Source organism: Pseudodesulfovibrio hydrargyri (assembly GCF_001874525.1).
In the GTDB taxonomy this organism is placed as follows: Bacteria; Desulfobacterota; Desulfovibrionia; order Desulfovibrionales; family Desulfovibrionaceae; genus Pseudodesulfovibrio; species Pseudodesulfovibrio hydrargyri.
In genome coordinates this window covers 524,700-551,514 of record NZ_LKAQ01000001.1, presented here as the reverse complement: position 1 = coordinate 551,514, position 26,815 = coordinate 524,700, and the positions used below count along the sequence as shown (strand labels likewise).

The window sequence follows — 26,815 nt, the reverse complement described above, 5'->3', positions numbered from 1 at the left end:
CTGATCCCGCCGCCGGGCGGTCGCGCGGCCGGATGCCGCGCCTGGAGCGGGAAAACGGCGGACGGCTCCCGGCCGGATGTTGCCAGGCCTGGTGCGGAGCCGCGAGGGCACGTTTCGCTTTTGCCAGAAAATTCCGCAAGTAAGGTCGTTGCCGCTGAGGGTGGAACCGATTACGCCACTGAGTCCTCCGTTGCCTGGACCGTAAGCCGCATGTTGGCGGCGGGCTCCGGCGGCATCGCAAGACGTCGCTGCCCGATTCCGCGACAATCCGCGGGTTGCCGGGAATAACCGCTCGTCCTTTTGGCATAATACGCGTCGAAAGCCGTGTTTCGAAATCGCGTTCCGGCTTTCCGGCATTCGCCCTCGGCATTCCCCGTTGTTTTGTTAAAATGTCTGCACAACGCGTTGCCGATCGTGTCGAACGTGCGCAGAATAGTGCATTCGCCAGCCGGTTCCTGCACAAGCGTGTCCGGAGAATCGGACATTCACCCTTGCCGGAAAAGGGCGAGAGGGCAAAAAAAGGCCCCGCTGGTGCGGGGCCTTTCGAATTGCGGTCGTACCGGTGGCTACCAGGAGAAGAAGTAGGTGGCGGCCAGGCCGGTGATGGACATGGTGATGGTGTAGGGCAGGGCCAGGACGACCATGCGGCCGTAGGACAGGCGGATGACCGGGGCGAGCGCCGAGGTCAGCAGGAACAGGAAGGCGGCCTGTCCGTTGGGAGTGGCCACGGACGGGATGTTGGTGCCGGTGTTGATGGCCACGGCCAGGTGGTCGAAGTGGGTCATCATCTTGGCGACCTGGTCCTGGATGCCGGCGGGCAGGGAGGCGATGACGTCCGTGCGCACCAGGTGCGGGTCGGTCAGCTTGTCCATCAGGGCCGCTGCGTCGGTCACGCCCGGGACGCTCGCCAGGAGCTGGACGAAGTGGATTTTGGTTTCGGAGATATACACCGTGGCCACGAACACGTTGTCCGAGATCATGGAGAGCAGTCCGTTGGCCGTGTAGTATGCGGCGAGCTGGGCCTGGCCCTCCAGGCCGAGGACCAGGTGCATGACCGGGGCGAACAGGTGCTGGTCGTGGATGACGCCGACGATGGAGAAGAAGACCACGAGCAGGGCGGTGAAGGGCAGGGCCTCTTCAAAGGCCGGGCCGAGCTGGTGCTCGTCGACAAAGCCGTTGAAGGCGGTCAGGAAGACGATGACCGAAAGGCCGATGATGCCGACCTCGGCCAGGTGGAAGGCCAGGGCCAGGATGAGCCAGACGCCGATCAGGGCCTGGACGATGAGCTGGGCCTTGCCCTGGAAGCCGCGCTTGGATTCCATTTCGATGGCGGTCTCGAGCAGGTGGGAGCGGATGTTGCCCGGCAGTTTCGCGCCGTAGCCGAAGATGTGGAATTTCTCGACGATCACGCAAGTCAGCAGACCGATGGCCAGGACCGGCATGGAAACGTGGGCCACGTTCAGGAAGAAGGGCACGAAATGCCAGCCCATGACCTCGCCGATGAGCAGGTTCTGGGGCTCGCCCACCAGGGTGCACACGCCGCCCAGCGCGGTGCCGACCGCGCCGTGCATCATCAGGTTGCGCAGAAAGGCGCGGAATTCCTTGAGGTCGTTCCGCTCATGCTCCTTGATGGCGATGTCGTCGCACAGGTCGTGGGCGCAGTTGGGGGTCTTGCCCGAGGCGAACCGGTGATAGACGTTGTAGAACCCGTAGGCCACGGCGATGATCACGGCGGTGACGGTCAGGGCGTCCAGGAAGGCGGACAGGAAAGCGCCCGCGAAGCAGAAGAGCAGGGAGATGACTATCTTGGACTGCACCCGGGTGAGAATGCGGGTGAAGGTGTACTGCAGAAAGTCCTTCATGAAGTAGATGCCCGCGACCATGAAGATCAGGAGCAGAATGACCGGGAAGTTGGTCAGGGCTTCATGGTAGACGGTTCTGGGCGAGGTCATGCCCATAATGACCGCCTCGATGGCCAGCAGGCCGCCCGCGGGCAGCGGGTAGCACTTGAGCGCCATGGCCAGGGTGAAGATGAACTCGGCGATGAGGACCCAGCCCGCGATGAACGGCCCGGCCGTGAGCATGAGGATCGGGTTGATGACCAGAAATACGACAATGGCCATTTTGTACCAGTTGGGCGCATTGCCGAGGAAGTTTCTGCTAAAGGCCTGTGTCAGTGTCTGAGGCATGTTCGGTTACTCCTGATGATTGGATTGCCGGGATCTGTCTCGAAGGCAAGATCTAGTCCCCGATAGTCATAGTGGGATACATGCCAGCATCCGGGCCCGATTGGAAGGGCTGAAGGATATTGAAGGCTGCATCCCGTGTTTTTTGGGCATGTCCGCGGGTGTTGTCGGACCCGTCGAAGTATGCGCCGTTCTCTTCACGTATGTGGTCGACGCGGTGTCTGAACGCGTCGACGAAAGCTTTTCCGTCGCCCTTGAAGGTGGCGTTGCCCAGGGTGAGGTCCGTGAGCGCGGCCATCTTGTCCAGGTCCATGCATTGAGTTTCGAGGTCGGCCTGCTTGGTGACGTATCCCCAGACAGCCGAGTTGTCCGGAATTATGATGCATTCCTGCGGGTCGATGATGGTATGGGGCATGACGATGGAGTCGCGGCCGATGGTGATGGGGCAGTCCTGACTGCCGTGGACAAAGGAGTTGAAGCCCACGAAGACGTTTTCGCCCACGGTGGCCCAGATGACCTTGCCGCCGTGCGCGGTGACGTCGTTGCCCTCGTAGACGGAATTTTTGATGTAGCAGTTCTCCTGGGCGTTGGACCCCTTGCCGATGATCGAGTCCTCCACGTGGGCGCGCTGCACGATGAGCGCGTTCTCGCCCACCACGCACCGCCCCTTGAGTACCGCATAGGGCGAGACGTAGGCCGTGTCCGGGACCTTGAAGTCCGTCTCGGGCCGGGCCGTGGAGTAGATGGGCACGAAGTCCTCCTTGAACTCGTCCACGTAGTCCACGAACTTGCCGGTCAAATGCCCGTTTTCGTCCAGCTTGACGTACTGCTCGATGACCCCCTCGGGATAGATGTAGTTGAACTCGAACAAGTCGCCGGATTTGATCCACACGCGGCCGGGCTCCACGGTCAGCCGGGAGAGGTCGCCCGCCTGGACGTAGGCGAAGTCGCCGATGACGCAGTTGTGCATGATCGACAGGTCGGCCGTGGCGAACGCCCCGAGGTACACGCCCTCCAGCGTGGTCCCGTGGATGTTGGAGTAGTGCATGGCCGCCGAGTTGAGGATGCGGAAGACCTCGGGGGTCTCCGGGTTCTTGGAGTTGTTGTGGACCAGGGTCTTGACCAGGTAGGAATTGATGATCCGGATGACCTCGTCGTAGAAGAGCTTGGTCTTGACCCCGTTGAACTCGACCACGTCGCCCTTGCGCTTGAGCTCGTCGCCGCGCACGTTGGACTTGTACAGGACCGAGCTGTCCACCAGGGTCTTGCCCAGGAAGTAGGTCCCGGCGAGGTTGGAGTTCTTGAACTTGAAGCTGATGGGGTGGTCCTCGGTCAGGGCGTAGAACGCGTAATAGAGGATGTGGCGTTCACGCGGGATGGAGTTCTGCAGAATGGAGCGGACGTCAATGCCCATGGGCTTGAGGTTGACGTTCACCCTGGACGCTATGTGATCGAACAGTTCTTCGAGTTTTTCCATGTGGCTCACCGTTGTTGAAGGTTGTTGCACAAACGGCTGCCGAGCGTGGGCGCGGCAGCCGTTTGTGGTAACTACGGGATACGTCCTGGGCAGCCTAGCCTCCGGCCGGGAGGGTGATGGGCATGCCCATGATCGGCCAGATGACCAGGACGGCGAGGCCGACCAGGACCATCAGCAGCAGGGACGCCGGGATGCCCCATCCGAAGAATTCACCGGTGGTGAACTGGCCGGAGTCGTAGGCGATGGCGTTGGGCGCTGCGCCCACAAGGAGCAGGAAGGGCATGCCCGCCATGACCAGCGAGGCGTACAGGATGACTTCGGGGGCCACGCCCAGGTAGGGGGCGATGACCAGGGCCACGGGGAGCGATATGGCGATGGCCGCCACGTTCATTATGAAGTTGGTCATGATCATCACGAAGAAGGCGATGGACATGACGAAGACGAACCAGTTGGCGTCCTGGAACATGACCAGCCAGTTGACGGCCATCCACTTGGCCGCGCCGGTCTCCCACAGGCAGAAGCCGATGGACATGGCCCCGGCGAAGAGCAGGATGATGTTCCAGGGAATGTCCTCCAAATCCTTGAGGTCCAGGATCTTGAAGATGAAGAAGAGGACCGAGGAGCAGAGGATGATGGCGGTCTTGTCCACGGCCTTGAGCGCCGGGACAAAGGCCCGCAGGGACATGATGATGATGACCGTGGCCACGATGATCGCGGCCAGGATCTCGTTGCGGGTCAGGCCGCCCATCTTGGCGTTGAGCTCGCGGGCCTTTTCGCGCAGGCCGGGGATGCGGTCCTTCTCGGGCTTGCACACGATCATGAAGAAGCCCCACAGCAGGAAGGTCATGCCCCAGCCGATGGGGGCCATGTAGTAGGTCAGCTGGAAGAAGCCGACGTCCACGCCGACGATCTCCTTGAAGAAGCCCAGGGCCACCGCGCCGCGCGCCGCGCCGAGCAGGGTGACGACGGAGCCCGCGCCGGCCACGTAGGCCATGCCGATGAACAGCCCCTTGCCGAATTTGGTCGGCCTGTCGCCCTCGCCGTACAGGGCGTAGATGGCGAGCAGCAGCGGGTAGATGGTCGCGGCCACGGCGGTGTGGGCCATGATGTGGGTCAGGGCGGCGGTGACCACGAACACGCCGAGATAGATCATCGAGGTGCGTTCGCCCACGATGTCGAGCATCTTGTAGGCCAGCCGCTTGGTCAGGCCGGTCTTGGTGAAGACCAGGCCGATCATGATGGAGGCGAAGATGAACAGGACCGACGGGTCCATGAAGTCCTTGAAGGCCACCTTGGCCGGACGGATCAGGAACATGACCTGGAGGATGCCGATCATCAGCGAGGTGACGCCGATGGGCACCACTTCGAAGACCCACCAGGTCCCGGCCAGCAGGAACACGGCGATGGCGCCCTTGGCCTGGACCGACAGGGGAAAGTGTTCGCCCATGGGGTCGATGGCGTCGGGCCAGGGCGCGCTACAGTAGACGATGGCGAAAAGCAGGACGCCCGTGAGCATGAACACCAGGCGTTTCCAATCGAAGGCGATTTTTTCGGTACGAGCTGTCTCCATGATTGTCTCCTCGTTGGGCCCGGGGCCTAGTCGGCCATGGCGCAGGTGTGCATGCGGCCGATGATTTCATTGAAGACGTCCGACATGCGCAGCACGCCGGTGACCCGGCCGTTGTCGCGGACGATCAGCGGCTGGGGCGTGCCGACCATGTACATGTGCACGCCGTATTCGAGGTCGTTGTCCTCATTGATGTAATGGCCTTCCTCGGGGACGTGCATGGCGTCCGTTACCTTGATCTTCACGCCTCGGGCGCAGATGTTGGTCAGGGTGTCGGACCAGAGATTGAATTCCTTGAACTGCTCGGCGACGTAGCGGTTGGAGAGGGTCTCGCTTTGCAGATTTTTCTTGAAGAGTTTTTTGTAGTTGGGTTCCAGCGCGGTGATGATGTCGGACATGGTCAGGATCCCGGCGAAGGCGCCCTGTCCGTCCACGATGAGGATGTCCCGGTGGCTGCCGGGTTGCAGGACGGCGACGACGTCGCCGAGCGTGGCGTCCGTGCCCAGTGTCTGATAGTCGCCCACCGGGGTCATCAGTTCTTTGACTTTCATGTAATTCTTCCTCCCGAGAAGTACTGTTTGCACAAGACCGGGACGTCCGCTTCAACGGGAAGCGGAACGTCCTTTGTGAAACGAAGCCGTGGACCGTCCCACCGGCATCGACCCCCATCGATGCGGCGCGAACAAGGTTCGCATCCTGAAACGGTCATCTGGTCCGCGTTTCTATAGATAGCAATTGGTTCCTTGCGTCAAGCGTATCACGTGAAACTTTTCGCAAGAACGATTTGAAACATTTTGGAACTGTTTTGGAACAGCGTTCCGTGTCACAATGAAACAAAACGGTACGAAACGACGGGTCAGAAATAATTTTGGCCTGGGGAGAGCCGTCCGGCCAGATAGGCCTCGAGAATGGGGTCCACCGGGCCGCAGACGTTGTCCACGACCTTGATCCCCTTGCGTTTGAGGAATTCGTAGACCTCGTTCTCGATGCCCGCGCAGATGATGGTCTGGATATTCTCGGCCATGACCAGACGGTACATGGCCTCGGCGGACGGGGTTTCCAGGTTGACGATCCGCTCGCTCAGGGTGCCCATGGCGCTGGTTTCGCGGGTGATGGAGATGATCAGGATCTCCGGGGCGAGGTCGAAGCGGGGGGACAGTTCGTTGTCCATCAGGGGGATGAGGATATTCTCCATGGGAGCCGCCTATTCGATGCCGAAGTGTTTCATCTTGCGCCACAGGGTGGAGCGGCCCCAGCCGAGCAGCTCGGCGGCCTTGGACTTGCGGCCGCCGGTCTTGACCAGGGCCTCCAGGATCATCTTGCGCTGCACGTCCTCCCAGCGCTCGGGCGGGGCCGCGCGGACCGCCCCGTTTTCCGGCGCCCTGGGCGGCACGGACAGGTTCTCGGGCAGGTTCGGCCCGTGGAGCAGGTAGCCCGGCAGGTGGCGCATGCGCACCACGTTGGTGTCGCAGAAGTTGACCGCGTATTCGATCAGGTTGCGTAACTCCCGGATGTTGCCCGGGAACTCGTAGGAGCGCAGCAGTGTCTCCACGTTCTTGGAGAAGCGGTCCACCTTCTTGCCGTAGCGAACCTGGAACATCTTCAGGAAGTGGTCTTGAAGAAGGAGCAGGTCCTCGCCCCGCTCGCGCAGGGGCGGCAGGTGCAGACGGATGACGTTCAGCCGGTAGAGCAGGTCGCGGCGAAACCGCTTGCGCCGGACCATATCCTCCAGGTCGTAGTGGCTGGCGGCCATGATGCGCACGTCGGTGTGGACCACCTTGGTCGAGCCGATGGGCCGGACCGCGTGGTCGTCCATGTAGGCCAGCAGCTTGGTCTGCAACGGCAGGGGCAGGTCACCGATCTCGGTGATGAACAGCGTGCCGCCGTGGGCCATGCGCAGCCGGCCGGGCTTGGCGTGGTCCGCGCCGGGCAGGGCGTTCTTGGCGTGGCCGAACAGCTCGGACTCGAGCAGGGGCACGGGCAGGGCGCCGCAGTTGACCTTGACGAAGGGCCCGTCCCGGTCCGATTCCTTGTGGATCTCCTCGGCCAGCATGTCCTTGCCCGTGCCCGTCTCCCCGGTGATCAGCACCGGGGAGTCCGTCTGGGCGATGGACGGGGTCATGGCGAATATCTTGCGCACCTCCGGGCTGCGCCCGACCAGTTCGCCCAGGCCCGAGACCCCGCTGACGATCTCGTCCATGGCGTGCGTGGACGCGGGCATCAACGTCTCGATGACGCCCCGGATGGACCCGTCCTCGGCCACCAGGGGGGCCAGGGTCAGGTGCACGCTGACCTTTTCCCGGTCCCGGTTGATGATGTTGGCCTCCAGCGTGCGCGTACGCTTGTCGGTCCACCCGCCCAGCACCGGGCAGTTGCGCATGCAGTAGTCCGAGCGCAGGGCGTGCAGGCAGCGGATGCCGAGCACCTGTTCGCCCGTCACCCCGGTCAGGGACTCGTAGTTCTGGTTGACAGCGAGCAGGGTTCCGTCCCGGTCCATGATGGCCACGCCCAGCGGCAGGACGTCCAGCAGAGCCGCAAGTCCCTGCTTGTTCGACAGACTCCGTATTAAAGCGGCCGGGTCGGTTATGGCCATGGAATTCCCCTGTGTTGCGCGTCGGTTCGTCAGTTTGTGAACCATAATGAAACGTTCACGCGATGACAAGCGGTCTCAGAATTCCGTCGTGCAGAAAAAAGCCTCCCGGAGGAGGCCTGGTGCGGTCATTCGGAAGGTCAGCCAGCTATGCCGAGCTTGGCTTTTGCCATGGCTGTCACCCCCTCGGAGTCCGCGAATTTATATCCTTTCTCCAACAGCTTTGTCGTGTAGGACTTGTTGTAAAAGAAGGCCCAGATGATGCCTCCGATCCCCATGGTCAGGATGTTGATCACGATCACGATGAGGCCGGTCAGGATGTCTCCGCGGAAGAGAGCCGGGAAACCTCCGAAGAAAAAGGTGGTCCAGCTGAAACCGACGAATCCCTTTTTCACTATTCCGTTTTCCGAATTCTTCAGCATTACTGTTTGTGCCATGCCATCTCCTTGCATAGTTGAGCGATAAGGAATTTTCTCCATTATCCCATTCAAAACACTCCTCAAAACTGACAAGACGTTAATATGTGAGCGGTCAGGATGTAAACAGCTAAAAGGATTGTGTTTATATTTTATAAAGAAACGGGGGCCGCATCGCTGCGACCCCCGTCCTCATTTCATATCGGGCACGCATTCTCAATGCGCGTTCATTTCCTCGATAAGCTTCAGGAGCTGGCCGGACAGCCGGGCCAGTTCGTTGATGGCTTCGGCGGACTGGTTCATGCCCTCGGCGGTTTCCGAGGCGATGAGGTTGATGTCCTCCACGGCCCGGTTGATCTCCTCGGACGCGGCCGACTGTTCCTCGGCCGCGGTGGCGATGGATTGGACCTGCCCGGAGGTGTCGTCGGAGTAGTGGACGATGGATTCCAGGGCCTCGCCGGACCGGTTGGCCAGATCGGTGGCCTGCCCCACGGCCTGGGCCGCGTGGTCCACGCTGCGGATGTTGGCGGCGGCCGCGTCCTGGATGACCTGGATGGCGTTGCCGACCTCCTTGGTGGCGTCCATGGTCTTTTCGGCCAGCTTGCGGACCTCGTCGGCGACCACGGCGAAGCCGCGCCCGGCCTCGCCCGCGCGGGCGGCCTCGATGGCGGCGTTGAGCGCCAGCAGGTTGGTCTGGTCCGCGATGTCCTCGATGACGTTCATGATCTGGCCGATGTCCGTGGTCTGGTTGCCCAACTGGCCCATGGACTGCTTGAGGGTGGCGGTCAGGTCGTGGACCTCGCGGATGGCGTCGATGGCCTCGCGCACGACTTTGGCCCCTTCCTGGGCCTGGTTGCGGGCGTTGGCCGCGGACTCGGCGGAATTGGAGGAGTTGCGGGCCACTTCCAGGACCGTGGCGTTCATCTCTTCCATGGCCGTGGCGGTCTGTGTGGTGCGGTCGCGCTGGACATCCGCGCCCTTGCTGACCTGCTCGGCCTGGGAGGAGAGCTCGTCGGCGGCCGAGGTGACCTGCTCGGCGATGAGCGAGGCCTCACCCGCGATGCGCTGCATGGTGGTCAAAAGGGTGTTGGTCCTGGCCTCCTGATCCTTGGCTTCCTTCATGGCCTTTTCAGCCACGTCCTGGGCCTGTTCGGCCTCTTCCTTCTTCTGGTCGGCCTCGAACATCTTGGCCTTGAGGTTGCCGACCATGGTCTGGATAGCCTCCTTGACCACGCCCAGTTCGGCGGCGAATTGCCCTTCGGGCTTGGCCTCGATGTCGCCCTCGGCCACGGCCTTGGCATAGGTCCGGATGCGGAAGAGCGGGCTGACGATGATCAGCTTGACCAGGATCCAGACCAGGATGCCCACGGCGAGGAGCACGGCCACGGTCTCAAGGGCGGCGTAGATCTCGGCCTTGGCCACGCTGGCGTTGACTTCCTCCAGGGAGGTCGAGATTTCGAACGCGCCGTGGATCTCGCCTTCCTTCCAGCCTTCCTTGACGCCGCCCACCGGATCGAGGTCGCCTTTCTTGTCGCCGTGGCAGTAGAGGCATTCCTTGGTCAGGCGGATGGGCCGGAAATAGTGGATGGCGTTGTCCTCGATGATGACCTTCTCGGTCAGGTTCCCGGCCTTGAGTTCGGCCAGGATCTTCTTCTCGAAGGGGGTGGGCTTGTTGATCGGGTTGCGCGGAGAGACCTTGGGGACCCGGAAGTTGTATTGCAGCTTCTTGGCCTGCTGCTTGGCCATGTTGATGGCGGTGATGACCGGGATGGACTCCAGGAGCTTCTCCGGGGTGTCGAGCTGGTCGAAGGGCACGATGATGCCCATGTTGAGCTTTTTGGCCATTTCGTTCCGCGCCGCCTCGGCCATGAGGATGAGCGCGCGGCTCTGTTGGACAATGCCCTTCTCGGCGTCGTCACGGATCTGGATGGCCTGATGAACGGACAGCACCAGGGCGACGATGACCGGCCCGAACAGGGCCAGGGCCAGCACTTTAACCTTCAAGCTCAAATTGGCGAACATTGAACCCCCAAGATATTTGAATGTCACGACAACAGCGGTATCGTCCGACTTTGTATAATACTATACGGGAAAGATGTCTTTGGTAAGAAAAAAGTGGTGAAATGATCCGGCTTCGCGCACCAGGGAAAAAGTCTTCCAAACAGGGGCCGGGCATATGCGGCTGGTCCGCCGGGACGCGGCGCCCCGCGTTCCGCCCGGGAGAGAAGGCCGACGCGGCTTTCTCTGGTTGGCATGTATCCGAATTTCCTTCACCTGTCCATCGCGGAGAGGGGCCCTGAAACGGAAAAAGGGCCGCATCATCAAGGATGCGGCCCTGTTTCATTCTGGTGCCGAAGAGAAGACTCGGAAGTCCTTATTTTTCGACTGTGCGGCAATATGCTGATTTTATGAATCTAATTTGTTTTGGCGTGTCCTTCGTATTTGTTCTTTGCCCTACCACTTTGACCCAGCTTCAGCAACTGGAAGGATATAATTTTGAACGAAGGCACCCTTTCCTAAAAGGTTTGGAAGATTCTTAAAAGTACCCACCGCGTTTCTGAAAAGCCGCCCCCTGCCTTGTTTTTCAAACAGGGCAGGGGGTATTTGACAATCTATGGTGATCCCGGATGTTTTCCGGTGATTTCGGAAATAAGTTTACACATTTTTTCACACACCGGCTTTTTTTTTAGTGTAGTTTAAACCACTTATAGTCAAAATCACAGACTATGCCAACTTAGGTGCATTTGCTTGACGTTAAGGAGAGAGGTTTGTTGCTCTTGGCATTGTTCTCCCTGTCTTCGGGTCATTTCCGTTTTTTACCTGGCTTGGCTGGCACGACCGGAACGGGGATCGGCATGGTCCCCAGCCAGAAACCGAGCAATGCGAGCCAAACCAGAACCTTTCCGCCGATGGACACGAGCGAAATCAGCATTGAAAACTCCGATCCGACAACTTGGCCCATGGTGTAGATGCAATAGATCGCTCCGTCATACAGGAGATAGCAGCCCCAGATAATTAGTAACAGCTTGCTGGCCAAATTCATGAAGCTCTTTGCCTTGTCCATTGTCTTGCTCCTTTGGTTGCCGCCCGGCAAAACTTGTCTGTCGGGCGGATGTTTCCGTGATTTTTAGGCTTACGAATTCAGCTTTTTGATCATGTCATCAACGACCCGTCGCACTTCCTGTTTGTGGATGTCCGTTTCGAACCGCAGCGTCTCCACGTACTTGCTCTGCGTCTTGACGAGGCTGCCCTCGTGCACGGAGATATCCCGGCTTTCGTTGGTCAGGAATTTCTGTTCATACATGACCTGGCCCTGCCGCAGGTCCGTGACCGTCACGTTCCGAAACCAGGAATAGGTATGGGTGTCCGTGTCCGAGGCGACCAGCGCGTCCAGCCCAAGGGTCAGGAATCCGCGCAGCGCTTCCGATCCGTGGTGCCCGTCGATCTCAAGGATGGACTTCTGGCCGGGCATGGGCTTCCGGTCGGACGCGAGGACGAAGTACTCGTAGCCATCCTCGGCCAGCTTCCGCTCGATGACCGTCAGGAGGCGTGCGGCTTCGGCCTCCCTCTGCTCTCTGCTCTTTATCCCGTTGAACGCCTCGGGGTTGATGAGGACGAGGGTCGGGACGGCACCGCCCTTTTCCAGGGCCGCAGCCAGCATATACTGGAACTGGTTTTCGGTCTGCATCGAGGAGAGCACAGCCTGCCCTGTATTGCTCTCATTGAGCTTGGAACCGTTGTTCGCGGTCCTCTCCAGAATGTCCTTGTACCCGGTGGCGACGTAGGGGTGCTGAGCAAGCGGCTCTTTGGGATAGTCCGGCGCCCATCGGGCGAATACGGCGACCTTCTTCCCCTTGAAGCAGGGGATGTCGCCGGACACGCCCGCGTCGGCGGTGAAGGTCTCGGCAGTGTTCTTCATGGCGCAGCCGGAGGCGGCCAGGGCCAGGATCAGCCAGAAAAGGACGATAAACGTGGTTCGCATTGCGGACTCCTTGTGTTGTGCTTTTTCGGACCCCAGTCGGGCCTCTGCACAAGGAGTCGGGCAAGCGCGGAAAAGGTGACGCGCCTATGGCGTTTTTGGCGTGGCTCGGCGCTGGTACAAGTCGATAGTGCGGGTTCTGTTTTTCAGTATCCGCTCGGACTTGCTGTATAAATCCGGATAAAGCGGCGTCAGGTCATAACGAAAATATTGAGAATATACATGGCCGAGCAGCCCGTTGGCGTTTTGCGAAACCGGCGGTCCGGCGTGGGTCAGCCGGGCCAGCCACTGCTCCGCCTCGTGGAAGTGGACCTGCGCCTCTTCCCTGTTCCCTTTGCCGCCGTCCAATGCCTGTTGCCCGAGATTGATCTCCGGGACGACCTTGCGCTGCAGGACGGCGACCGGGGCTCCCAGGTACTCGTTTGCATAGGCGTTGAGGTCCCCGCTCCGGCATTCCTCGGTGAGTCGAGCGGCTTCCCGCAGGCCCTCCTCGGGCGAGCGGTCCATATCCAGCCCCAGCTGGAGGCATTGGGCCAGTCCGAACCTAGCGGCCATGTGCCCCTGCTCCGAGGCGGCCGTCAGCCAGTGGATCGCCTCGGCGTCGTCACGCTCCACGCCCAGGCCGAAGCGATACATCACGCCCGTGCGGAACTGCGCCTCCCCGTCGCCTTTTATGGCCCGGTATTTCAAGTCGGGAAACGCCTCCTCGAACTGAAGGGCGTCATAGCGGCTGAGGTCCTTCTTCATGGAACCGCAGTCCTGCGCCGCTGCGCCCAAAACGCTCGCAAGGACGAGCACACACGCAAGAATCCATGTCCAACGCATCAGGGTACTCCGTAGATGACGAATCCGGCCCAGTAAAAGGGATTGTCCGAACGCCCCGCCCTGCGCTCTGCGGCGAGTCGATCCAGCATCGCCTGGTGGAAGGCCTCGTCCACCGGCATGTTTTGATGAAGAAAACGCTCATACATGTCGACCATGGTCCGCCGCGTTTCCTCGTCGGGAACGCTCCACAGGCTGACGACCAGATGGCGCGCCCCGGCCAGGAGAAACGAGCGCCGCAGGCCGTACACGCCGTCGGCGTCGGCGATGGCACCCAGCCCCGTGCCGCAGGCCGACAGCGTCACCAGTTCCGTCCCCGCGAGGTCCAGTCCCAGCACCTCCTCTGCCGTGAGGACACCCTGAGCGGCCAGGCGGTTTCCGTTCCCGGCATCGGCGGCCCCGGCCAGGATCAGGCCCGACCGGAGCAGCGGCTCGGCGGCGGGGGACAGCCAGGCCTGGACCGATTCGTTGCCGCTCGCCTCGATGCGGAAGGAGCGCCGTCCGCCGTCAACGGCGGCATCCCCGTCGTCCAGGAAGAACCCGTGGGTGGCCAAATGCAGCACCCTGGGACGGTGCACGCCGAACAGAACCGATTTGCTGGCGGCGGTCCCGGTGAAGAGGTGCGCGTCCCTGCCGGCCAGCGTCCGGATGGCCCGGCCCTCCGCCTCGGTGCCCGGCAGGGGCGCGAGGGAGAACCGCACCACCCGGCTGTCGCCGCCGGGCTTGGGGGACGCCGCAACGCTCTCGCCCGCCCCGGCCGTGGTTCCGAAGTCCGGGTTGGCCAGGATGACGACCGCGCCATTGACGTCGCCCGGCTTTTTCGGCCGGGCCAGCTCCCTGGCCGTGGCCAGATAGGTGATGCGCCAATGCTCGGCCAGGAAAGAGCCGTCCTCCCTTTGCAGGATCTCCAGCGGCAGCCGCTGCAGCGCACCGTCCGGCACAACCAGGAGTCGCTGGGCTCCGACAAGGGCCGAGGTTAGGGGGGCGACCAGCAGGGTCCGCAACCGCCGGGCCTGTGCGCCCAAGACGGAGGCGTCGGCCCGGCTCCCCTTGACGATTTCCCCGCGCCAAGCGGCGAGGGCGTCATCCACTTTCTTGGCATCCCCCAGAGCAATCAAAGTGACGCGGCCATGGGGCCGGACCACGAAGGCCCAATAGCCGCCGGGCTGTTCTGCCGTTGCGCCAAGGTGGACGAAATCCACCAGCGCCGCATTCGCGGGGAGAGAAAGCGATTCCGGCGTGACGCCCAGCCTCCCGGACTCTTGGTTTTTCCGGTTTAGGGTGCGCAGGAGTTCGTCCCGCCTGGCCGTCAGCTCGGCGATGACAGTGCGGCTGTTGCGGCCTTCGGATGAGGGGGCATACGCCGCATAGGCCAGTTGGGAACGCAGGGAGGCCAATTCCGCCTCCGCCCCGGTTTCCCCTCCGAGGGCCTGCCGGTACAGGGCCTGGGACTCGAAGAAGGCGCCCTTGCGGTTGAGCCATACGGCATAGAGTTGCCCGGGGGCGAGCCAGGCGTCCCCGGCGCGAAGCAGCAGTTCGATGTTGCCCTTGGATGACGTGAGATACGCCTTGCGCTGGGCCTCGGACGGCAGGCGCTGGACCATGTCCGCCTGGCGGATGCCGATACGCTCCGCCCGAAGGAGCGTCGCGTACCCTTCCTTTTTTTTGCCCGTGGCGAGTTCGGCCCGGCCGAGCGTCGACAGGGCCGCGAAGGTCAGGGGGTTGTCGTCGCCGCCCAGGGGGCGGCATGCCTCGACAACCTGCCGGGCGGCCTCTGCCGCTTCCCCGGCATGGCCCAGGGCCAGGGCGTCCCGGGCGAACGCCATGCGGTTCGCCCACCGCTCCGGATGGTCGGCGGGAATGACCCGCTCGGAGATTTCCCTGGCGCGGTTCAGCCGTTTCCAGGCCTTTTCCCGGTCCCCGTCCAGGGCCGCGATCCGGGACAGGATCGAATAGGCCTGAGCCACCTCGTAGGAAAACTGCCCCCGGTTGTCGGTAACCATCCGGACCGCTTCCCGGCAAAGCTTTTCCGCAGCTCCGGACTTGCCTTCGGCGAACAGGGCCCCGGCCAGCCGCACCTGAAGGCCGGTCACGCGCATGTCCGCGGATACATAATTCTTCTCGGCCAAAATCAAGCCCTTTTCATACTCCTTTCGAGCGGCCTCCGGATTGCCGAAGTTCAAGAAAAGGTCTCCCAGCAGGGCGTGATATTGGTACAGGCGATATTCCTTGTCGGGCAGGTCCCGCCATATGGCGTGTGCCCGTTCCAGGTGCTTTTCCATTTTCGGGAGGTCGCCCCGGATCCGGTACTGGATGGCGAGCAACAGGCGAATCTCGCTCTCAAACTTGAGGTCGATCTGATCCGGCTTTTCCAGCAGCCATGATTCCAGGATGGCGGTACGCGCGTCGGAGAGCACGTATCGCTCCCTGTAGGCGTTGTAGACCTGCCCCAGCACCATCCGTTCCACTTTCGGAAAGACCTGCGGTGGCAGAGTGGTCCTCAGCACCTTGAACAGCGGCCCCTGGATAGCCTCGCCCGGCGTCAGGTCTCCGGCGAGGAATCTGTCGCGGCATACATAGATCAAGGCGAAGGAAACGGTCCGTTGTCCCTGGTTGTCGAGTTTGGGCAACAGCCCCAGGCTTTCCTCTGCCGCCTTGAGACCTGCATCCGAGTCGCCCATGGAAAAGAGCAGCTGGGCATACTCGGCCAGGAGCAGCGCCCGTATCTTGGGCGGCATCGACTTTTTCGCCAGCTCGACGCGCTCCTTCATGATGGGAAGCGCCTTCTCGCCATCCCAATCGTGCAGCGCCTGGTAGTATTGCCGGTAGAGATCGGCGTCCCTGGCGGGCAATCCTTCGGGGGCGATCATGGGAATCTTGGCTTTGATGGCGAAGAAGCTCTGCGGGAGCTTGGCGGCCAGGGCCGGGCAGGCGATGAGCACCGAGACGATACAGGCGAGCCAGACGGTCATAATCCGATATGTATTCCTGCCACTAAGTTGCAACGCATCCTCCCCGATTATCTAATAGCCATTTGAGGCGACATGCGATAACTATCGATATTCTTGACTGATTAGAAGTGCTCTAATACAGTTTCGACGCATCGCTATCAAGGTTTCTTCCGCGACGCTCACCAAAGGAGTCGTGACGTTCGGCCGGAAGTGACATCGGTGCACGAGTGCAACCTGAGACTCGACCTCCATTGTTGAAGCTCGCATGGATACCGGATTCGACTTGTGGCCCATTTCTGCATAGATTGTTTGATTCGCAGCTCAGGCTGCAGAGACTGCCCCATCGCTCCCAGCGGTCTGACCGAAGCTTTCGGCAAGGCCGTCCGCGGCATTGAAATCGACATCGCCCGCCAGTATCCCCGTTTCGATTCTCAGGTCCGCGAGGACGTCATCGCCGACACCGTGGCGGGCGCCATCCGGAACTTTCCCCAATACGAAGGCCGCAGGGAGGCCAAACTCGTTTCGTGGATCAAGAGCATCTATCGGAACAAGGTCACGGACCTCCTGCGCAGGAACTACGACATCACGCTCGTGGCGTATGACGCCGGGGCCGACAACCGCGTCGCCGGGGAGGACCAGGAGGAAGAGCCCCTGGACGGCCTGGTCGCCATTCTCAAGGAGATGTCCGAAGGCGCCAGGGAAAACTGCGCCAGGCTGTTCCTCTCCCTGCACGATTATTTCCGGCAGGGCAGGACTCAAAAGGAGATGGCGAGCGACATGGGCATGAAATCCAACTCGCTGAACCAGAAGATCAAGCGGTGCAGGGAATGGATCCGGGAACGGATCGGCAAGGATGATTTTTGATGTTTCGCGTCACTTTTTTCGGAGCGGCCCGACTCCTGGGTTGAACGCCGCCTTGAAACCGGAAAACGGAGAGATGAATGACAGCCTCCTTGAACATGCATAAAGTGGAAGTCGCCCTCATGAAGGAACATGCCTTCTCTTCCGCGCTGCGCCGTTTTCTGGAATTCGGCAGGGGCTGCCTGCTCAACGTCCCCGGCGATGAGCCGCCCCTGCCGGAGGCGGCGGATTTCGAGCCGTTGGCAGGCATGCTGGCCCAGGCCGGGGACGCCTTTGCCGGCGACCTCACCCTCGGCCTCGCCAGCGAGGATTCGGAAATCATCATTCCCCTGCTGGCGGCGTTCAACCTCGGCGACTACGCGTGCGAAGCCGCCGACCGCCTCATCGATGTCACGGACCAGGCCCGGGACGCCGCCATGAAAGACGTCTGCGCGCTGTCCGACGACATCGACGGCCTGCCTTTCGGCCGCCTGATCCCCCTGAACGAATGGCGCAGGGAGCTACTCGGCCAGATCCCGCAGGAGAATCATTTCCTCTTTCCGTGGCTGACCGAATGCGCGCAGTTCGACAGCGACAGCCTGGAGCGCATCATTCAGGCCTGGGACGAGCTCTGGGACCGCACGGCCACCAGGGACGACGTCGAAGCGCTCGTCCCGGTCCTGGCGGCGATCCAGTCCGACACCGCGCTTCTGGACCATCTCAAGGCCGAAGCCCGGTTCCACTCGTCCGTCATGAAGGCGGCGGGAGAACTGGCCCGGCAGCAGCACATGGAGCGCGCCCGCCGGTCAGCCGGGAAAGCCCCCGGCATCATGGACCGCATCGTCTCCTGGCTGCGCATGCCCGCCGTGTCCGGCGCTGTGGCGCTGGTACTCGTGGCCGGCATCTTCTTCGCCACGCAGGTGGACAAGGGCGGACGTCCGATGCCCATCGGCGTGACCATGGAGATGCTGGTCTATCAGGACGGCCTGACGGTCCGTGGCGGAGAGGAGGCCGAGCCGGAGGTCCGCAAACCGGCCGACGCGCCGTTAGAGGAAGGCGACGCAATCCAGATCCGGTTCATGCTGGAGGAGGCCGCATACGTCTATCTGTTCCACGAACAAAAGGGAGCACCGCACGAGCCGCTCTTCTCCGGCAGGCTCGGCAAGGGCGAACATATTTTTCCGGAAGAGGGAAAGCGCATCCGCGTGATCGCTCCCTCGGAAGAGGAAGGGGTCGCGCTGGTGGCGTCCCGGGAGCCGCTTTCCCCCGCCGACCTGGAGAAGGCGCTGGCGGACGAGGCCGATGGCGGTGCGGCGAAGGCGACCATCATTCACTTTCAATTCTAGCCGGGGCGGATGCGATGGATAAAAACTTCGAAAAGAAACTCGGACTGTACGTCGTCAGGAACAACCACAAATACGTTGGCCCCTTCACCAAATTCGAACGGCTGGGGGGACGGTTCTCCGCCACCTGGCACTGGCCCGCGTTCTTCGTGCCCGCCTGGTGGTTCCTTTACCGAAAGATGTACCTGTGGGCCGCCATCGAGTTCTTCCTGACCCTTTTCCCGCAGACATGGCTCATCGGGGCCATCGCGGGGGGCATTTCCGGCAACTGGTTCTATTACCGGAAGATGAAGGAGGATTTCAAGGCCATCGCCAAAGTCGAGGACAAGCGCTACGCGCTCAAGCACATGGGCGGCGTGCACGCGTGGGTCCCTTGGGTGGCGCTCGTCATCAACCTGATGTGGCTTATGGTCGTCGCTTCGTTCTGGGTCGTTTTTCTCGGCATATTCAGGGCTGCAACCATGTAGCGCGGCGTCCGTCGCCATCCAACGCAAAAACAACGTTTTCGGGAGGAACTGTGAAAATTCGCACTGCTCTTTTGGTGGTGGCCCTTTGCGGCTCACTTTGCGCCTGCAACACCTTGGGTTCGTTCGGCCTCGGAGGCGGCGGCAATTCGAGTGCCGCCAAATCGGATTCGGCCACGGTCAAGGAGACCTCCGCTGTCCGGTTCCCCCAGGCCGTCGCCGGGGACCAGATCATTCCCTTTTCGAACAGCCCGCTCCTTCAGCCCAAAACGCTGTGGATTCCGGCAAGGTATCGCCGGGACAAGTCCAACGCGCTCTTCATCGACGGCAGGCGGGTGGTCGTGGATGGCGGCTACAGCAACGTTGTCGGTTTCCTGTTCGCCGAGGACGGATACCTCGTCGCGGTCAAGCAACCGGCCAAGTCGATAGGCCAGAACTCGCAGTCGGCGGTCATCGTCTTCTACTTCGTGAAGGGCGACGGCTCGACGCGGCAGATCGGCAGGATAGACAACGCCTATAGCGCCGTGGTTGCGAAAAACGGCATCTTCGCCAGACGCCCGGCCGGGGGCGGAACATACGAATATCTCGGATACGACGTCCAGGGCAATCTGGTCAGCGGCCCCCAAGGAGTCCTGCACGCCGCCCCGCTGCCGGACGGCGGCTGGTACTATGAACTCCTGGGCGACAAGGGGCTGACGGAGACCAAGGTGACCTGCGCCATCCAGGGCGCGGACGGGAGCATGCGGATCGTCGGCAAGAAGTACGTCAACGTGAAAGGCACCTATGGATGGGCCTCGGGGGCATACGCCGCCTTCAACATGCCCAACTACAGCGAATCCACCCGAACCGGGCTGATCGTCTCGTACTACGAGAAATATTTGTCCTATTGGACCGGCACCATGGATTGGTACATACAGCTCATCGACTCCCGGACAGGGCAGCCGGTCATGACCAAGGACGTCGGCTCGTACAGCAAATCTCAGGAGCGAGTCGTCCAGGAAATATGCAACAGGACGGCCCTGTTTTCGATCGACGACAAGCCGTTCGTCATTGCGCAGACCGGAGGCGAGCTCTTTTCGGCGCAGTGCGTCAGCAAGATCGACGTTGCGAGCAAGCAGGCAACCCCAATATTCGAAATCATGGGCGGGGGCATGAATATGTTCCGCATGTTCACCAAAGGTAACAGCGGCAAGGTGGCGCTGCACGACGCGAACGACGCCTATGCCTTCCGGTCCGGGGACGCCTGCGTCCTCTTCAGAGACGTCGACGGCAAGTTGGTCGGCTACGACTTGGTGAGCAATAAGGCGACCACGGGGGATGAAATCGAACTCTTCCTGTCTCACTATGGCGTTACCCGCTGACGCTGTAGAGTGAATCGGGCTGGGATTTTTGTCCGGCCGCTAATTCGTCGTCACCTTTTCCGTCAAAATCCGACTCCTTGTCTGAAGCCGCAAGGCCAACCAACCACAGACAAGGAGTCGTTTCATGTCCAAGATCAAATCCCGCCTTTTCCTGACAGCCTTCCTTTCCCTGCTTCTCGTCGCCTCTGCCCAGGCCGGAACCTATTTCGGTCTGACGCCCGGCGACACCACCTACAAATCAGTGCCCGAGATCGTCCGCAAGAGCGGCGGGCGCTGCAACGACCAGTTCGGATACAAGGGTTACGGGGACCTGCCCGTGATCCGGGTCGATGCCTATGGCCCGTTCGAGAAGTACGGCGCCCTCGACGAGGCATGGCTGCAATTTACTCCCTCGGGCAAACTCCACCAGATATATGTGTCCTGGTTCGACGAAGGGCAAAGCTTCCGGACCATCAAGGACGCTTTGGAAGTCAAGTACGGCCATGCGTCGCCACACGGATTCGGGTTCAACCAGGAATACGAGTATCGGGACGGGAAGGTCGCCATCATCCTTGGCCGGAACACCTTCGGTTTCGGACGCGACCAGAAGACATCGCTGACATATACGCACACGCCTTCGGCTGGCGAGGTGGAGGCCATGAAGAAAAAGATCGAGGCCAAGATCCGGAACGCCAACGCCGCCAAGGCCGCGGGCGACCTCTAGCACGGACGGGAGAAAGGAGAACATCATGCGCATCAACAAGATCACCATTGTCCTCGGCTTCGCCGCGTTTGTCGCCGCCTTCTTTCCAATGGCGTCCAGGGGGATGTTCACGGTGGGCGTCGAGCATCTAGGCGGCGCGGCAAACCTCCTCTACTTGCTCCCCTTCGGCGTTATCGGGCTGTCCTGCTTCACGGACAGGCTGCCGTTCCGGAGCTTTTCCGTGGGGCTGGGGTTGACGGGCGCGGCCGTTACGGCATTGGCCGTATGGTCGGCCATGCAACAGCTCGAATTCATGACCGGAGGCGTTTTCGGCGGGCTGGCGCGAAAGGCACTTGGCCCGTTTGACGACCCCGTGCTTCCTGGCCTGGGCGGGGGCATCGCATTCGCCAGTTACGTGGCAACCATCATCGCGGCGTTACTCCATAACCATCCACAGATAAAGCAGAACTGACCTTCCTACCAAGGGGCCGCCTGCTGGCGGTCCCTTTTTTTGTCACCTTTTTCCGCCCCGCCCGACTGTGAATGCAGAAACCCTAACCGCATTCACAGGAGAACGACATGAACCGGCATCTCACCGACAGAATATGGGGCCTGTTGCTCAAGATCGCTTTCGGACCGCTCAATTGCAACACCACGGACGACGTCGCCGCCGACCGGACGGTGATTCCGTATGGCTCCGCCCGCCGCGCGCTCGCCCTGCTCGGGGGCGACATGGAAGAAAGCGGCGACGACTCCGGCATGACCCTCACGCTCGGCAACCCGATGCATGCCAATGCCGGAATCAGGAAGCTCTCGCTGCGTTTCAACCCCACCCGCCGCCTGACCGGCATCAGCATCACCTGGGACGCCGACGGCAACACCTTCGGCAAACTGAAATCCTGGCTGGACCGGGATGTCCGGACCGCGAGATGCCATCGCGTCGGGTATGACCTCGCGTGCCACTATGAATTGGAGAACTCCCACATCGAACTGATCGGCAATCCGTTCAGTTTCGGCATGTCCCGCGAGGTAACCCTTTCCTGCTTTCTTGACTCCGGGGGCAAGATGACGGCCCTGTTTTCCAACCTCGGCAAGACGAGCGGCGCCCAAAGCATAGCAGCCTGATTATACAGGGTTTGACAGAGGCTGGGCCGCATTATATTCAGAGTGGCAGCCTCTCAAAGACAAAAAAGTGGAGCCGCAACAATGACCTATCGCACCCCGACCCTCCTTCTGACGCTCATCGCATTGGCCGCGCTCTCTCTGGCCGGGTGCAAGACGGGATCGGGCACGCCGTCGCCGGTCATCGAAAAGCTGGAGACGTACCATCTCGAAATCACCGACAACTCGGCATTCAACGCCAAGGAGCACCTGGCCCAAAGGGTCGACAAGGAGCTGTCGGACGATGGATGGACGGCGACGGACAGCCGGCAATCGGCAAAGTGGCCCATGCGCCTCCTCCTGACATATGGAACCGTACAGCAACTGGACCACAGCGATCTCGGCAGCGCGCCGATTCCCGTTCCCATGGACCCGATTTCCGTCCTGATCAACGCCTGCTACTTCCTCGGCTGGTCGGCCAAGGAGGTGGGCAAGCAGGCCGTGAACGCGGGCACACCGAACTACCTCATCCACATGCGCCTCCATGTTCTCGATCCCGAAGGAACCGTCTGGCGCATCGAGGACGAGATCCCGCTCTACACGCTCGACAACGAGAAAAGCCGGGAACACATCGCCCGCGAGGGCGCGGACAAGATCGCCGGCTACCTGGACGCATTTCGGGCGGGCGAGAAAATCGAAAACGCAGTTGAAGAAACCAATGCCTATGAGCTGGAACAATTCCACGCCGCATCGAATTGACCCGCTTGAAAACCGTCACATCGAAAGGAACAGCCCATGGAAGGCCGCATCAAGACTTTTCTCCCCAGCAAGGCCTACGGATTCATTGAGGGTGACGACGGCAAATCCTATTTTTTCCACATGCAGGACTTCAAACCCGCAACAGCCAGGATCGAAGAGAATCTCTTCGTCGCCTTCGAGGAGACGGCCACTCCGAAAGGATACCGCGCCAAGAATGTCGAGTTGATCGGCGGGCAAATCGAATACCAGGAAATTTTTGACGGATTCAGAACCAGCCGGAAGGGGAAGCCCAACGGCACGGATGTCCTGTTCTCCGCGATGGTCGCGGTCGGCGACAAGGACCTGGACCTGGCGAAACGCGAACTGGCGTACATGGCCAATCGGTTCGGGTGCAACGCCGTATTGAACATCGTCTACTCGAAAGAGACGCGTTCAAGAGGGAATTACCGGTATTCGTACCACAATTTCACAGGCGAATGCGTCGTCATGTCACAAAAACGGTTTACCCGTAACCGGAAGCAGGCCGATCAGAAAAATCAGGAAGTGAAGGAACTCCTGGAAAAAGTGGATGCCAATTATCGAGAATACCTCGAAGAGGAAAGACGCAAGCAGAGGATGAAATCGCTGGCTCTCATGGTAGGAGCGGCTGTCATCCTGGCTGTTATTCTCATTTTTCAACTCAGGTAGACTTTCCAATTGTCCTTTAAGATGATCTCAGCTGCCTTCATCCCTTGAGCCGGAGTCGAAACCGCCATCCCTCTCGCCATCGCCTGCGCGGATGACGACGCAAGCAAAGTCGTCGGGGCCAGGCCGGACCGCGAAGCGTCCGCCCGAAGGGCTTGGCCTTGCCTTGACGGCTGCTTGCGTCACGCTCGCAGGGAAAACGGCGGGAGGGCTAGAAACCCTGCCGCCGAACCTTGCGCGGCGATTCTCCAGGATGATACGACAGGGCATAACCAGATAGGTTGAGTAACCAGAAGGAGGTAAAAGGCGATCAGGCGCGTTCATAAGTTTTGACGAAGTCTAAACTGATGAACGCTTAAGTAGGCACTAACGTGCCGTAACACCTAACACTTCGCTGCCGTTCATTTCCAAACGGCACGCTTTCACATCCAAACGCCAGGCTGGAACACAGCACCCCCGCCGGACAAACGACAGGTATCTAGAAATCTGCCGTTGTCGAAATTCCCCCATGGCCACCGCTTTTTGCGCAGGACGAATGAGTCTGCGTGGTGGCACCCCTTATTAAATGGATTCTCAGGATTTTTCCTTCTGTGGGAAACGGACATTGATTTGTCCCGTGTCGGTTGTTGTGTGGCGCGTTCGCGCCATGGGCAGGTCATTTCCCGACAAACGGGGAAGGTCCGACCTGCTTTGTCCAGGGGCACTGCCCCGAACTTCAGGAAGGAGATCCATATGAAATCCATCAGTCTGGTCCTGGGCGCGAACAGGGCAACCTTGTCCGGCCCGCGCTCGAAGCAACATAGGGTCCGTCAGAATGCCCGAGCCTTTGCCAAGCGGCTTCGCCGTGCGGGGTTCGGGGTTCGGAAATGGACCAACATCACGAACAAGCATTTTGCGGCGGTTGCCCGGCAAATGCAGGAAGAAGGCAAGAGTGACGGGCGCATCGCCGAAATCTTTTCGGCGGCCCGTGACCTTTGTAAAGCCTATGGGAATACCGGCATCAGCCCGACCAATGACGTGTTCGGCGTGAAGCGCGGGACCATTGCCAACGCCGACAGCAAGGCGGTTGCCCCCGGTTTCGTGCAGGGGGCAATCGACAAGCTGGAAAACGAGCGTGGTTATGAATACGGCCCCCGGTGCGCCGCTCAGATTCGTCTGCAATGGGAACTGGGGCTGCGCCGGGAAGAATCGGCGAAGGTCGATCTGGTCAGCGATTGGGATCGCCAAGGGCGCACCCTTCATGTCCAGTATGGGACGAAGGGGGGAAGGCCACGGACGTTGTTCAACTTGTCAGACAGGCAGCAGGCTGCTCTGCAGAGCGCATTGCCGTTTGTCAGCCTGTCGGACCGGCCGGGGATCCACAACCTGATGCCTGAAGGTATGGGGGACAAGTGGCAAGAAAAGTTGTCCTACGCGGCCAGGTTGTGCGGTTTCACCAAAAAGGAAAGCGGGTGGACCCTGCATAGCAATCGTCATGAACGATTCCACACCCTGTACGTTGCCCATACGGGTTTCCAGCCACCGAATCAGCATGAATCCGTGGCAGCCTTCCAGCAAGCCGCCCACAACGCGGCAGGGGAAGAATGGCCCCGACTCGATGCCGAAGCCCGTGACGAAATCGAAGTGACCGCAGGACATTCCGCCGGGCGGCGTGACGTGTCCGATGCCTACCTTGGCAGCAGTCAGTGACAAGACCCCGCTTCGGCGGGGTTTTCCTTTTGGGCGTGAGGTTCCATGGGTGAGATAAATCGCCTAGGCGATTTATCTCACCCATGGAACCGTCCTTTCCTCCCGTCGGCTTGAGGCCGACGGAAGGGAAGGACTATCACCAAATGAGGGCCACTACTTGGGAACGTATTTCGATTTTGCCAGATGAGACAGGTCTACCCCGTAGTCGAGGTGGGCTATGACCTCCTCGAAGCACATGGAGGCCGGGAAACGCCCCCCATATCTTTCGGCGGACATCTTCTTGAGCTTGTGGCCAAAGGTCTGTTCGAACGGGTCGTCCTGCAGCTTCTTCTGCTTGAAGAAGTTGGAGAACGTGTGCCGCAAGCTGTGAAAATCCTTGACCCCTTCTGCTTCCTCAAGTTCGATGATTTTTCTGAATTCACTGAACCTTTCGCCGAGTTTGTGTCCGTAGTTCGTGTTGATCTTGACGAGTTCGGGAAAGATACGCAGGTGTCCCTTTTGGGCCTGTTGTTGGGCAAATTCCGGGAAGCGCAGTGTTTCAACGAGGAAAGGATGAAGCGGGAGGAGCCGCTTGGCGCTTGGGTTTTTCAGCTTCTTGTTGGCGAACCCATGAACATTCTTTTCCTTGTTGACATCCAAGACCCACACCCCTTCCTCCTGTCGGACATCTTCAACGTGGAGTTGGCATACCTCCTCACGCCGTGCACCCGTGAAAAGGGAAAGAATAGGGCACCAGAAGTCGGACGGGTGCAGGAATGTGTCGTCAACATATTGAGGAGCGTTGAAGATGTTTTCCAAGTCTTTGGTCGTGTACGGGGATCGGTGTTCCGTTTCCGGCTTTTCTTCTTTGATTTTCAGACGGTGAGCGGGGTTGGTGGGAATAAGCTGCTCATCCTCGCACCACGTCAAAAATGATGAGATGTTGGTCAGGTTGTTATTCACGGTGCTGACGGCAACGGTATTGTCTGGTTCAAGGGCGACCATTTCTTGGATGGTCTTGCCCTTGAATCGTTTGCTGTTCCGAAATCGGGGGAGCTGGAGCAGGGTATCCCGAACATGGCGCACTGCCTGTCGGTCCACTTCATCCACCGGAATGTCGCCAAGGATGTCGGTCAGGCTGTTTAGCGTGGACATGATGTCCTTGGCACTGCCCTCGCTCCAGCGCTTGGCGGCGATCCTGTCCGCCTTGTAGCGTTCCAGGGCTTCGGAAAGTAGGATTTGGGGCTTGGGTTCCTGTGTCGGCTGCGGAGCGACTGATTCGGGCGGCAGAATGGATTTTTCAAAGGTGTAATCGCCTTCGGCCCGGTGGCTGATGATGCGATAGTAGGCGATAAGGGTTTTGATGAATTCGTGTGCGAACTCATCGGACAGGGGGAGCGAGTCAGGTGGGCCGAAAGCCCCGTCTTCAGCCGCCATGATCGTGTATTTCCGCATGGTGGCGTAGTCTTTGGACACCATCAGGGCCTTGAGTGTTTCGATAATCCTTTCGGTATTTCCCGGCACGTATTGCGTGTGGGGGCTGGGCGGTGTGAGCTTTTTGATGGCAATGTGTTCATTTTCTTTCAGGAAACGCTTGAGCCAGTCGTTCATGAAGACTTTTATCTGGTCGAAATCATCCATGGGGAGTTCACCGTTCCTCATCTTGGTCAGTATTCGTTTTACGCCCGAGGCCAATATTCGGGCCTTGGGCCTTGCCTCGGCCAGGTAGCCTGTCTGGAGAGACATCCTGACTTCGGAGCGGCCCAACGAGTCCCGCAGGTCGTGCGGGATGACGTGGCGAAAGTAATAGATTGAGCCCTTCCGGTAAAGATGGTTCGGGCAACGTGCGATTTGCGGCATGTGACGTCTCCGGCGGTAGACGATTCCGGGTACTTTGACCCACCATTTTGACCCCGCGGGGTCAA

General features: G+C 60.4%; 23 protein-coding genes. 10 read left to right on the top strand and 13 right to left on the bottom strand.

The features are described 5' to 3' along the window. Nucleotides 1-566 precede the first annotated feature (566 nt). From nhaB to BerOc1_RS02560, 12 genes are all read right to left on the bottom strand, one after another. Nucleotides 567-2,189, bottom strand: a complete 1,623-nt coding sequence (gene nhaB / locus BerOc1_RS02615) for a sodium/proton antiporter NhaB (RefSeq protein ID WP_071544158.1) — start codon at nucleotides 2,187-2,189, stop codon at nucleotides 567-569. 52 nt (nucleotides 2,190-2,241) lie between these two features. Then, a complete protein-coding gene (locus BerOc1_RS02610) occupies nucleotides 2,242-3,663 on the bottom strand; it encodes a transferase (protein ID WP_071544157.1) in 1,422 nt (473 codons plus the stop codon). Between the two features lie 94 nt (nucleotides 3,664-3,757). Continuing rightward, the gene (locus tag BerOc1_RS02605) at nucleotides 3,758-5,233 is read right to left on the bottom strand and encodes an SLC13 family permease (RefSeq protein ID WP_071544156.1); all 1,476 of its coding nucleotides are present in this window, start codon (nucleotides 5,231-5,233) and stop codon (nucleotides 3,758-3,760) included. 26 nt (nucleotides 5,234-5,259) lie between these two features. Then, nucleotides 5,260-5,781, bottom strand: a complete 522-nt coding sequence (locus BerOc1_RS02600; RefSeq protein WP_071544155.1) for a CBS domain-containing protein — start codon at nucleotides 5,779-5,781, stop codon at nucleotides 5,260-5,262. Nucleotides 5,782-6,086: 305 nt separating this feature from the next. Beyond that, nucleotides 6,087-6,425, bottom strand: coding sequence for a NifB/NifX family molybdenum-iron cluster-binding protein (locus tag BerOc1_RS02595; protein ID WP_071544154.1), 339 nt, complete (start codon nucleotides 6,423-6,425; stop codon nucleotides 6,087-6,089). 9 nt (nucleotides 6,426-6,434) lie between these two features. Next, a complete protein-coding gene (locus tag BerOc1_RS02590) occupies nucleotides 6,435-7,823 on the bottom strand; it encodes a sigma-54 interaction domain-containing protein (RefSeq protein WP_071544153.1) in 1,389 nt (462 codons plus the stop codon). 137 nt (nucleotides 7,824-7,960) lie between these two features. Then, nucleotides 7,961-8,257 (bottom strand): hypothetical protein, encoded by a 297-nt coding sequence (locus BerOc1_RS02585; protein ID WP_071544152.1) that lies wholly within the window; start codon nucleotides 8,255-8,257, stop codon nucleotides 7,961-7,963. Between the two features lie 195 nt (nucleotides 8,258-8,452). Next, nucleotides 8,453-10,258 carry a methyl-accepting chemotaxis protein gene (locus BerOc1_RS02580; protein ID WP_071544151.1) on the bottom strand — a complete coding sequence of 602 codons (1,806 nt, stop codon included), beginning with the start codon at nucleotides 10,256-10,258 and terminating at the stop codon, nucleotides 8,453-8,455. Between the two features lie 781 nt (nucleotides 10,259-11,039). Next, nucleotides 11,040-11,300, bottom strand: coding sequence for a hypothetical protein (locus BerOc1_RS02575; RefSeq protein ID WP_071544150.1), 261 nt, complete (start codon nucleotides 11,298-11,300; stop codon nucleotides 11,040-11,042). Nucleotides 11,301-11,369: 69 nt separating this feature from the next. After that, nucleotides 11,370-12,218 carry a hypothetical protein gene (locus tag BerOc1_RS02570; RefSeq protein WP_071544149.1) on the bottom strand — a complete coding sequence of 283 codons (849 nt, stop codon included), beginning with the start codon at nucleotides 12,216-12,218 and terminating at the stop codon, nucleotides 11,370-11,372. Between the two features lie 84 nt (nucleotides 12,219-12,302). Then, nucleotides 12,303-12,962, bottom strand: a complete 660-nt coding sequence (locus tag BerOc1_RS02565) for a tetratricopeptide repeat protein (protein ID WP_165610765.1) — start codon at nucleotides 12,960-12,962, stop codon at nucleotides 12,303-12,305. A 77-nt stretch (nucleotides 12,963-13,039) separates the two neighbouring features. Then, a complete protein-coding gene (locus BerOc1_RS02560) occupies nucleotides 13,040-16,009 on the bottom strand; it encodes a CHAT domain-containing protein (RefSeq protein WP_071544147.1) in 2,970 nt (989 codons plus the stop codon). Between the two features lie 264 nt (nucleotides 16,010-16,273). On the opposite strand from BerOc1_RS02560, the gene BerOc1_RS02555 reads away from it, so the two are divergent. The 10 genes from BerOc1_RS02555 (at nucleotide 16,274) to BerOc1_RS02510 (ending at nucleotide 24,911) form a co-directional block, all read left to right on the top strand. Continuing rightward, nucleotides 16,274-16,852, top strand: a complete 579-nt coding sequence (locus tag BerOc1_RS02555; protein WP_278248035.1) for a type III-E CRISPR-associated RpoE-like sigma factor — start codon at nucleotides 16,274-16,276, stop codon at nucleotides 16,850-16,852. A gap of 77 nt (nucleotides 16,853-16,929) precedes the next feature. Continuing rightward, nucleotides 16,930-18,174, top strand: a complete 1,245-nt coding sequence (locus tag BerOc1_RS02550) for a hypothetical protein (RefSeq protein WP_071544145.1) — start codon at nucleotides 16,930-16,932, stop codon at nucleotides 18,172-18,174. Between the two features lie 14 nt (nucleotides 18,175-18,188). Next, nucleotides 18,189-18,638: a hypothetical protein gene (locus tag BerOc1_RS02545; RefSeq protein WP_071544144.1), complete on the top strand. Its 450-nt coding sequence runs from the start codon at nucleotides 18,189-18,191 to the stop codon at nucleotides 18,636-18,638. 50 nt (nucleotides 18,639-18,688) lie between these two features. Continuing rightward, nucleotides 18,689-19,996, top strand: coding sequence for a hypothetical protein (locus BerOc1_RS02540; RefSeq protein ID WP_129586469.1), 1,308 nt, complete (start codon nucleotides 18,689-18,691; stop codon nucleotides 19,994-19,996). A gap of 124 nt (nucleotides 19,997-20,120) precedes the next feature. Continuing rightward, a complete protein-coding gene (locus tag BerOc1_RS02535) occupies nucleotides 20,121-20,699 on the top strand; it encodes a hypothetical protein (RefSeq protein ID WP_071544142.1) in 579 nt (192 codons plus the stop codon). Between the two features lie 25 nt (nucleotides 20,700-20,724). Then, nucleotides 20,725-21,150: a hypothetical protein gene (locus BerOc1_RS02530; protein WP_071544141.1), complete on the top strand. Its 426-nt coding sequence runs from the start codon at nucleotides 20,725-20,727 to the stop codon at nucleotides 21,148-21,150. 107 nt (nucleotides 21,151-21,257) lie between these two features. Then, nucleotides 21,258-21,803 carry a hypothetical protein gene (locus BerOc1_RS02525; RefSeq protein WP_071544140.1) on the top strand — a complete coding sequence of 182 codons (546 nt, stop codon included), beginning with the start codon at nucleotides 21,258-21,260 and terminating at the stop codon, nucleotides 21,801-21,803. A gap of 81 nt (nucleotides 21,804-21,884) precedes the next feature. Next, nucleotides 21,885-22,538 (top strand): hypothetical protein, encoded by a 654-nt coding sequence (locus BerOc1_RS02520; RefSeq protein WP_071544139.1) that lies wholly within the window; start codon nucleotides 21,885-21,887, stop codon nucleotides 22,536-22,538. A gap of 36 nt (nucleotides 22,539-22,574) precedes the next feature. Then, complete coding sequence (locus BerOc1_RS02515) at nucleotides 22,575-23,225, top strand: cold-shock protein (protein WP_071544138.1); 651 nt, start codon at nucleotides 22,575-22,577, stop codon at nucleotides 23,223-23,225. Nucleotides 23,226-23,954: 729 nt separating this feature from the next. After that, nucleotides 23,955-24,911 (top strand): integrase domain-containing protein, encoded by a 957-nt coding sequence (locus tag BerOc1_RS02510; RefSeq protein ID WP_071544137.1) that lies wholly within the window; start codon nucleotides 23,955-23,957, stop codon nucleotides 24,909-24,911. Nucleotides 24,912-25,064: 153 nt separating this feature from the next. On the opposite strand, the gene BerOc1_RS02505 is transcribed toward BerOc1_RS02510, so the two are convergent. Next, nucleotides 25,065-26,750 (bottom strand): site-specific integrase, encoded by a 1,686-nt coding sequence (locus BerOc1_RS02505; protein ID WP_071544136.1) that lies wholly within the window; start codon nucleotides 26,748-26,750, stop codon nucleotides 25,065-25,067. Between the last annotated feature and the right edge of the window lie 65 nt (nucleotides 26,751-26,815).